Here is a 1523-nt window from a genome sequence, read left to right as displayed (position 1 = left end):
CACCCGGGCCGACCGGCGGCATGCCGGGCGGACCGGGGTGTCGGAGCCGGGCCGGGGCCCATCGGGGCGGAGTCCGGGGCGGCTGTCCCGGGGCCCGTGAACGGGGCGTTGACCGCTGGTGGGGACGGTCGTAGGGTCCGGCTGAAAGCGCTTTCCCGCACGATGTCCACCGGAGGCACGCATGGCGCTGACCGATATGCCGCTCGAGGAGCTGCGGCGGTACCGTCCCGAGGTGCCCGAGCCGCCCGACCTGGACGACTTCTGGGCCGGCACGCTCAAGGCGGCGCGAGGGGCGGCCGACGCCCCCGCGATCTACGAGCCGGTCACCGATCCCGCTCCGGCCACGGTGGAGCTCTTCGACGTGCGGTTCCCCGGCTGGGGCGGTCAGCCGGTGGCGGCGTGGTTGGTCATGCCGCGCGGGGTGCCGCGCCCCTTGCCGGTGGTGGTGACCTACATCGGGTACGGCGGTGGTCGCGGTCTGTCCACCGAGCACCTGTTCTGGAGCGCGATGGGCTACGCCCAATTGGTGGTGGACACCCGGGGGCAGGGGCACGACACCCCGGACCCGGATCCGGTGCCCTTCCCGCAGTTGACCTACGGGTTCATGACCCGGGGCATCGAACACCGCGACCACTACTTCTACCGGCGGGCGATGACCGACTGCGTGCGGGCGGTCGACGCGGTGCGCGAGCACCCGGACATCGATCCCGAGCGGGTGATCGTCTCGGGCATCAGCCAGGGCGGTGGGCTGGCGTTGGCGACGGCCGGGCTGGCCCGCGACACGGTGGCCGCGGCCCTGATCGACGTGCCCTTCCTGTGCCACTACCGGCGTTCCGCCGAGATCGCCTCGGAGGGCCCCTACCCGGAGTTGGTCCGGTACCTGGGGCGGCACCGCCGGGTGGACCCGGCGGTCGTGTTCGACGTCCTCAACCACTTCGACGGCCTCCACTTCGCCGCCCGGGCCACGGCGCCGGCGCTGTTCAGCGTGGGGCTGATGGATCCGGTCTGCCCGCCCTCCACGGTCTTCGCGGCGTACAACCGCTGGGCGGGGGAGCGGTCGGACATCACGGTGTGGGAGTTCGGTGACCATGCCGGCGGCTGGGCGTCGCAGCCGGTGGAGCAGGTGCGGTGGCTCGCGGAGCGGGGGCTTTCCGGGGCTCGTTGAGCCGTGTCGTCATCGGGCTCCGGGGAACGGTGTGCGTCGCTCCCCGGGGCCCGATGACATTCCCGGGCGGGCCCCGGTGGGGAGGGGTTCACCGGGTGGGGGACGTGATCCGCCCCATCCGGGGTGGACGTCCACCCCGTTGACGACAATGATGTTCATTGTCGTCAACCTTTTCGGAGTTGTTCATGACCGATCCGTACGCGGGGTCCGCCGAGTACCTCGACCTTCTCATCGCCGGCTTCTGGGAGGCCGCCGCTCCCGACGTGGCCTCGGTGCTCGCGGAGTTGCCCCCGGGGTCCGGGGCCGTCGTCGACCTGGGCGCGGGCAGCGGGCGCGGGGTGCGGGTGCTGGGGGAGGC

1 protein-coding gene is annotated in these 1523 nt (G+C 72.8%); it reads left to right on the top strand.

The window, feature by feature from the left end; all coding sequences use genetic code 11:
- Positions 1 to 181: 181 nt before the first annotated feature.
- The gene (locus FOE67_RS25415; RefSeq protein WP_182667162.1) at positions 182 to 1165 is read left to right on the top strand and encodes an acetylxylan esterase; all 984 of its coding nucleotides are present in this window, start codon (positions 182 to 184) and stop codon (positions 1163 to 1165) included.
- Positions 1166 to 1523 lie beyond the last annotated feature (358 nt).

Origin of the sequence: Streptomyces calidiresistens (genome assembly GCF_014141525.1) — a bacterium.
Classification (GTDB): domain Bacteria; phylum Actinomycetota; class Actinomycetes; order Streptomycetales; family Streptomycetaceae; genus Streptomyces; species Streptomyces calidiresistens.
Note: the sequence above shows the minus strand (reverse complement) of the source record. Positions and strands in the feature narration are given on the sequence as shown.